Source organism: Kitasatospora sp. NPDC059803, assembly GCF_042732255.1.
Lineage (GTDB): Bacteria > Actinomycetota > Actinomycetes > Streptomycetales > Streptomycetaceae > Kitasatospora.
The window spans coordinates 5,320-10,883 of the sequence record NZ_JBHWIJ010000201.1 but is presented as its reverse complement, the minus strand read 5'-3'; the positions used below and the strand labels follow the sequence as shown (position 1 = coordinate 10,883).

General features: G+C 73.7%; 7 protein-coding genes. 3 read left to right on the top strand and 4 right to left on the bottom strand.

The annotated features are described in order from the left end of the window. Positions 1 to 170: 170 nt before the first annotated feature. The 3 genes from ACFV6I_RS27080 to ACFV6I_RS27070 all read right to left on the bottom strand — a co-directional run bounded on the left by ACFV6I_RS27080 (position 171) and on the right by ACFV6I_RS27070 (position 2,732). Positions 171 to 536 carry a hypothetical protein gene (locus ACFV6I_RS27080; RefSeq protein WP_380428159.1) on the bottom strand — a complete coding sequence of 122 codons (366 nt, stop codon included), beginning with the start codon at positions 534 to 536 and terminating at the stop codon, positions 171 to 173. Between the two features lie 161 nt (positions 537 to 697). Beyond that, positions 698 to 1,594: a neutral zinc metallopeptidase gene (locus tag ACFV6I_RS27075; protein WP_063352942.1), complete on the bottom strand. Its 897-nt coding sequence runs from the start codon at positions 1,592 to 1,594 to the stop codon at positions 698 to 700. A 244-nt stretch (positions 1,595 to 1,838) separates the two neighbouring features. After that, on the bottom strand, positions 1,839 to 2,732 hold the full coding sequence (locus ACFV6I_RS27070; RefSeq protein ID WP_380428157.1) for a DMT family transporter: 894 nt from the start codon (positions 2,730 to 2,732) through the stop codon (positions 1,839 to 1,841). 48 nt (positions 2,733 to 2,780) lie between these two features. On the opposite strand from ACFV6I_RS27070, the gene ACFV6I_RS27065 reads away from it, so the two are divergent. Then, positions 2,781 to 3,368: a MarR family winged helix-turn-helix transcriptional regulator gene (locus ACFV6I_RS27065; protein ID WP_380428155.1), complete on the top strand. Its 588-nt coding sequence runs from the start codon at positions 2,781 to 2,783 to the stop codon at positions 3,366 to 3,368. Between the two features lie 38 nt (positions 3,369 to 3,406). On the opposite strand, the gene ACFV6I_RS27060 is transcribed toward ACFV6I_RS27065, so the two are convergent. Continuing rightward, positions 3,407 to 4,642, bottom strand: a complete 1,236-nt coding sequence (locus ACFV6I_RS27060) for an RNA-guided endonuclease InsQ/TnpB family protein (protein WP_380428153.1) — start codon at positions 4,640 to 4,642, stop codon at positions 3,407 to 3,409. A 160-nt stretch (positions 4,643 to 4,802) separates the two neighbouring features. On the opposite strand from ACFV6I_RS27060, the gene ACFV6I_RS27055 reads away from it, so the two are divergent. After that, entirely contained in the window at positions 4,803 to 5,324 is a 522-nt protein-coding gene (locus ACFV6I_RS27055; RefSeq protein ID WP_063352945.1) for a DUF6328 family protein, read from the top strand. After that, positions 5,276 to 5,503: a hypothetical protein gene (locus ACFV6I_RS27050; RefSeq protein ID WP_380428151.1), complete on the top strand. Its 228-nt coding sequence runs from the start codon at positions 5,276 to 5,278 to the stop codon at positions 5,501 to 5,503. Before ACFV6I_RS27055 ends, ACFV6I_RS27050 begins: the two co-directional genes overlap by 49 nt. Positions 5,504 to 5,564: the final 61 nt, after the last annotated feature.

The following is a 5,564-nucleotide window of genomic DNA, read 5'->3' as shown; positions in this document are numbered from 1 at the left end:
GCGGGGCCCCGGGCTTCACCCCGTTGCCGAGGTGGGGGGGGGGCGGGGGGGGGGGGGGCGCCGGCGCCGCGGGGGGCCGCGGCGCCCCCGTGCGCGGTGGTACCGGTGCGCGGTGGTACCGGTGCGCGGTGGTACCGGTGCGTCAGGGGCAGTGCGTCGGGAACGACGCGTCAGGGGCGGTCGAGGGTGATCGAGTTGATCGGGCCCAGGTCGTACCAGACGCCGTTCTGCGCCGGGATGTCGTAGACGCAGCTGCCGCCGCCGGAGCCCTTGCACAGGTGGGCGTGGGCGCCGCCGGACTGGTTGTTGAGGACCCAGTGGTTGCCGTACTGGTTGCTCAGGTTGTGCGCGCCGTAGCTCCAGTACACCTCGCTCGGGGCCGAGGCCGGGTTCTGGTTCTGCGGGTAGACGCAGACCGCCCCGTACGGACAGCCCGCCCAGGAGCCGTCGGCGGCGCCGGCGCTGCCGGCGCCCAGGGTGGTCAGGGCCGCGGTCGCGAGGGCGAGGGTGGCGACGGCGTGGGTGATCCTGCGCATGGATGGTTCTCCCTTGGCTGGTGGGCGGCCTGACGTGGGGTCCGGCCGGTGCTCAGCAGCCTAGGAACGCGGGCCCGGCGGCGGTCCCTGACATCTGACAGGGGCGCGCCGCCGCACTCCGGGAGCCGGCCCGCCGGCTCGCTGGGCTAGAGCTCGCGGGGCTAGAGCTTGCCGAAGGTGTCGCACTGGGCGAGGTCGCCGGTGCGGTAGCCGGTGGTGAACCAGGTCTTGCGCTGCTCGGAGGAGCCGTGGGTCCAGCCCTCCGGGTTGACCCGGCCGGTGGCCTGCTTCTGGATCCGGTCGTCACCGACGGCCGCGGCCGCGTCCAGGCCCTGGGCGATGTCCTGGTCGGTGAGGGAGGCGATCAGCGGCCGCCCGGTGGAGGGCTGCGGGGTGGTGGTGGCGTGGTGCGCCCACACCCCGGCGTAGCAGTCGGCCTGGAGTTCCAGCTTCACGGAGGCGCTGTTGGCGCCCTGGCGGTCGCTGCCCACCTTCTGCATGGTGCCGAGGAGGTTCTGGAGGTGGTGGCCGTACTCGTGGGCGACGACGTAGGACTCGGCGAAGGGCCCGCCCTTGGCGCCGAAGCGGGCCGAGAGCTCGTTGAAGAAGCCGAGGTCGAAGTAGGCCTTGCGGTCGCCGGGGCAGTAGAACGGGCCGACGGCGGAGGTCGCCGGGCCGCAGGCGGTGGAGACCTGGCCGGTGAACAGCACCGTCTCGGCGTTGCGGTACGCGGTGCCCGTGCGCTTGGGCAGTTCGGCGCGCCAGAACTCCTGCACGCTGTTGGTGACCGCCACGATCCGGCAGTCCTGGCGCCGGTTGGCGTCCGCGCCGGTCTTGCAGGCCTGCTGCACCTCGCCGGCGGTGTGCGCGCCGTTGGAGGTGGTGGAGCCGCCGCCGGAGGACAGGCCCAGCAGCTGGGGGTCCACGCCCAGGACGACCGCGAACAGCACGACGATCAGGCCCACCGCCCCGCCGCCGATGGCGACCTTCCCGCCCGGGATCCCGCGCCGGTCGTCCACCTGCGAGGTGTCGAGGTCGCCCTGGTCGTCGAACTGCATGCCCCTGCCCGCTTCTGTCGTGTTTGTCAGTACTGGTGACGGTCTGTGCCGGTGACGGCCCGCCCAGCCTACGGGCAGCGGGCGCCGGCGCGGCGCAGCGGGGGCGGCGGGCGCCAGGGACCGGCTCGGGCGGCGGCTGCGGACGTGGCCGTGGCCGTGGCCGTGGCGATCGGGCACCGCTCCCCCGGGGCCGCGTGTGCCGTCCTGGATCACCATCCGACCCGGCCGATGGACTGACGATTCGTCAACTCCTGGTGCGGGTACCGGATTCGGCCGCGACGGAGACCTCGGCAGGGCGGGCGGGCCCGCGGGGGCGGCCGAGCAGGACGCCGGCCAGGACCAGCGCCAGCCCGCATACCTGGCGCGCGCCGAGCCCCTCCCCCGCGAGGCCGGCGCCCAGCAGGACGCCGGCGAGCGGGTTGAGCAGGCCGACCGTGCCGGCCGGCAGGTGGCGCAGGCCCGCGAACCAGAGGGCGAAGGCGAGGGCGGTGGCCACCAGGGCGACGTAGCCGAAGGCCGGGAGCGTGCGGGCGTCCATCGCCGGGGGCGCGCCCTCCGCGGCGGCGGCCAGGGGCAGCAGCATCAGGCCGCCGGCGGTCAGCTGCCAGGAGGTGACGGCCAGGGGGTCCGCGCCCTCGCGCCAGCGGGCGGCCAGCACGTAGCCGACGCAGGAGACCAGCATCGCCGCCGCCGACGCCGCCAGCCCGGCCCCGCTGACCGCGCCGCCCGCGCCGAGCAGCGTGAGCGCCACCCCGCCCAGGCCCACCACCGCGCCGACCAGGTGGGCGCGGTGCGGGCGCTGCCCGGCCAGTGCCCAGGCGGTGAGCAGCATCGCCAGCGGGGAGGCGGCCATGACGGTGGCGGCGGTGCTGGTGGGCAGCAGTTGGGAGGCGAGGTAGAGCAGGACGAAGAACACCGCGGTGTTGAGCAGTCCGAGCAGGGCGCTGCGCCACCACCAGGGCCCGTGCGGGCGGCGGCGGGACAGGGTGAGCAGGACCAGTCCGGCGGGCAGGGCACGCAGGGCCGCGCCCCACAGGGGCCGGTCGGCGGGCAGGTAGGCGTGGGTGACGTAGTAGTTGGCGCCCCAGGCGAGTGGCGCGACCGCGGTCAGCGGGACCCACCGCAGATTGGCTTCCATGGAAGGCAATATACCTTCCCGGGAAGGTACTGGCGGTAGGATGGCCCCATGGAGCACCAGCAGCACCCCCGGACGCCCTCCCCGCCGGGCGCGGACGCCGACCACGTGGCGCTGATCCAGGCCGCGTGGCGGCGCGAGCGCCCCGACCTCGACGTCTCCCCGCTGGCCGTCATCGGCCGCCTGCACCGCCTCGCCGCCCGGCTGACCGGCGAACTCGCCCTGGTCTACTCCCGCTACGGCCTCGGCGAGGGCGACTTCGACGTCCTGGCCGCGCTGCGCCGGACCGGCGCCCCCTACGAACGGGCCCCCGGGGAACTCGCCGCCCACACCATGGTCACCACCGGCGCGATGACCAAGCGGATCGACCGCCTCGAACGCGCCGGACTCGTCACCCGCCGCCTCGCCGAGGGCGACCGGCGCGGGCGCGTCGTCGCCCTCACCGACGCCGGACTGCGGCTGATCGACGAGGCGTTCACCGCCCACCTACGCAACGAGCACCGCCTGCTCGCCCTCCTGTCCCCCGAGGAGGCCGCCGCCCTGCAGACCCTCCTCACCGCCTGGCAGCACCGCCTGGACGGCACCGCACCGGGCGGCACCGCACCGGGCGGCGGGCCAGCAGAATGCTCCCCCGGCTGACGCCGGGGATTCCGGCTTCTGTCGGGTGGATCGGTGACTCAGGCCGCCTTCCGGGACGGCGTCCCGGCAGGTCTTCTGCCATCAGCGTCAGCCGGGTTCAGACCTGCCCGATTGAGCATCACGTAAGCGGAGTTCTTGTCCCTGGGGGACACGGCTCCGCACGTGGTGCAGGTATAGGTGCGCAGTCCCAGCGGCAGTGCATGCTTGGTTCTCGCATCGCAGTGCGCGCAGTCCATCGTGGTGTGTGCGGGGTGGACCAGGCGAACGTCTCGCCCGTGTTTGCGGCCCATCTCGATCAGGGCCTGTTTGGTCGCTCCGATCGCGGCGTCAGCGGCTTTCCCCGCCATCGGGCTCTTGGCGAGGAACTTCGGCCGGAAGTCCTCCACCGCGAGAGCGTCGTGGTCCCGGACGACGGCTTTGGCCCACTTGCGGGCGGTGTCCTGGCGCTGCCTGGCGATCTTCTTGTGGAGCTTGGCGGTCTGCCGTTGGGCCTTGCGGTAGCCCTTGGTCTGGGCCTTGCCCTTCGGCTGTCGGCGACGCGCCATCTGCCGCTGGTAGCGGGCGAGATCGGCGGATGCCTTCCTGCCGTACTGCGGGTGGGGAAGGTCGTGGTCATCCGATGTGGTGGTAGCGGTCTCCTTCACGCCCCAGTCGATACCGATGACCCGCCCGGTCGCGGGCAGCGGCTCGACGGCGGCGGGGACCACGAACGAGGCGTGCCAGTGGCCGATGCCGTCGCGGTACACGCGTACCGACGACGGATCGCCGGGAAGCTCGCGGGACCACACGACCGTCACGGCGATACCGCCCGCGAGTTGCAGCCGGCCGTCCTTGAGGCGGAACCCCCGCTTGGTGTAGTTCAGCGACGGCAGCGCCTCGCGCTTCCTCTTCGGTTTCGGCATCCCGGCCCACTGCCGCATCGGCAGCCGGGCCTTGACGTCCTTGAGTGCCTTCGCCCGGGACTTGGCGAAGTCCCGGATGACCTGCTGCTGCGGAACGCTGGAGCCCTCGCGCAGCCACACCATGGCGGCACGGGCCTCGGTCAGCATCCTGTCCAACTGCCCGGGGCCGCACGTCGCCTGCTCCGCACCCTCGGGCAACGCCCGGTTGCGGACGTGGGCCTGACGGGACTCGGCGACGCACTCGTTCCAAACCCACCGGCACCGCCCCCACTCGCCCAGTAGGCCGGCCTGAGCAGTAGTCGACAGGCGCAGCCGGTAGGTGTACCGGGTATGCCCGGTACACCCGTCCGTGTCCTGCGCCGTGATCGCCATGACCGGCAACATAGCCTGACGGTCTGACAAAGGTGCTTGGACCGGGGCGGTGGACACCGGCCCGGTGAGCGGCAAAACGGCCGCCCCCGACCAGCCACGCGGAAAACCGAGCTCCTCCCCGACCTGAAAGCCGGGGCATCCTCCGACATCAAGGTGACGCATGACCAGCACCCCGCCGCCGCCCCAGCCCGAACCCGGGCCGCCCGTCGCCCCGTCCCCGTCCGGCCCGGAGAGCCCGGGGGCCCGGGCCGACCGGCGGCTGGTGGAACTGCTCCAGGAGCTGCGGGTGCTGCAGACCGGCGTGCAGATCGTGTTCGCGTTCCTGCTCGGGGTCGCCTTCACCCCGCGCTTCGCCACCCTCACCGACGGCCAGCAGGACGTCTACGTCACCACCCTGCTGCTGGCCGTCATCTCCTCGGCCGTGTTCGCCACCCCGGTGGCGCTGCACCGCGGGCTGTTCCGCCACCCCGGCAAGGCGCGGATCGTCAAGGTCTCCGTCCACATCGCCCAGTTGGGCTTGGTGCTGCTGGCCTGCGCGCTCACCGGCGCCGTGCTGCTCGTCCTGGACGTCGTGCTCGGGACCGCCACGGCCCTGGCCATCACCTCCGTCGTCGCGCTGATCTTCGCCGGGCTGTGGTTCGTCCTGCCCTGGGTGGTGCGCCGCCCGCTGCACGACGACTGAACCGGACACGGATCCGCCCCGACCTCGACCCGGCCGCCGTCGCCGACCTCGTCCTCGACTGCTACGTGACCGCGCTGAGCCGCTGGCTGGCCGGCGACGCCGCCTTCCCGCTCGCCGACGCCCTGCTGGCCAGGCTCGCCGTGCTCGCCGCCGACTTCGGCCCGCCGCGCGACGCCTGAGGCCTGACGCCCGCTTCCGCCTCCCGCGACCCGCTTCCCGTCACCCGCGCCGCGCCGGGGG

What these genes read in the sequence shown, in the direction of transcription:
- ACFV6I_RS27055 (WP_063352945.1), top strand. Translation starts at nt 4,803, where the DNA reads ATGACCAGCACCCCGCCGCCGCCCCAGCCCGAACCCGGGCCGCCCGTC.
- ACFV6I_RS27060 (WP_380428153.1), bottom strand. Translation starts at nt 4,642, where the DNA reads ATGGCGATCACGGCGCAGGACACGGACGGGTGTACCGGGCATACCCGG.
- ACFV6I_RS27065 (WP_380428155.1), top strand. Translation starts at nt 2,781, where the DNA reads ATGGAGCACCAGCAGCACCCCCGGACGCCCTCCCCGCCGGGCGCGGAC.
- ACFV6I_RS27080 (WP_380428159.1), bottom strand. Translation starts at nt 536, where the DNA reads ATGCGCAGGATCACCCACGCCGTCGCCACCCTCGCCCTCGCGACCGCG.
- ACFV6I_RS27075 (WP_063352942.1), bottom strand. Translation starts at nt 1,594, where the DNA reads ATGCAGTTCGACGACCAGGGCGACCTCGACACCTCGCAGGTGGACGAC.
- ACFV6I_RS27070 (WP_380428157.1), bottom strand. Translation starts at nt 2,732, where the DNA reads ATGGAAGCCAATCTGCGGTGGGTCCCGCTGACCGCGGTCGCGCCACTC.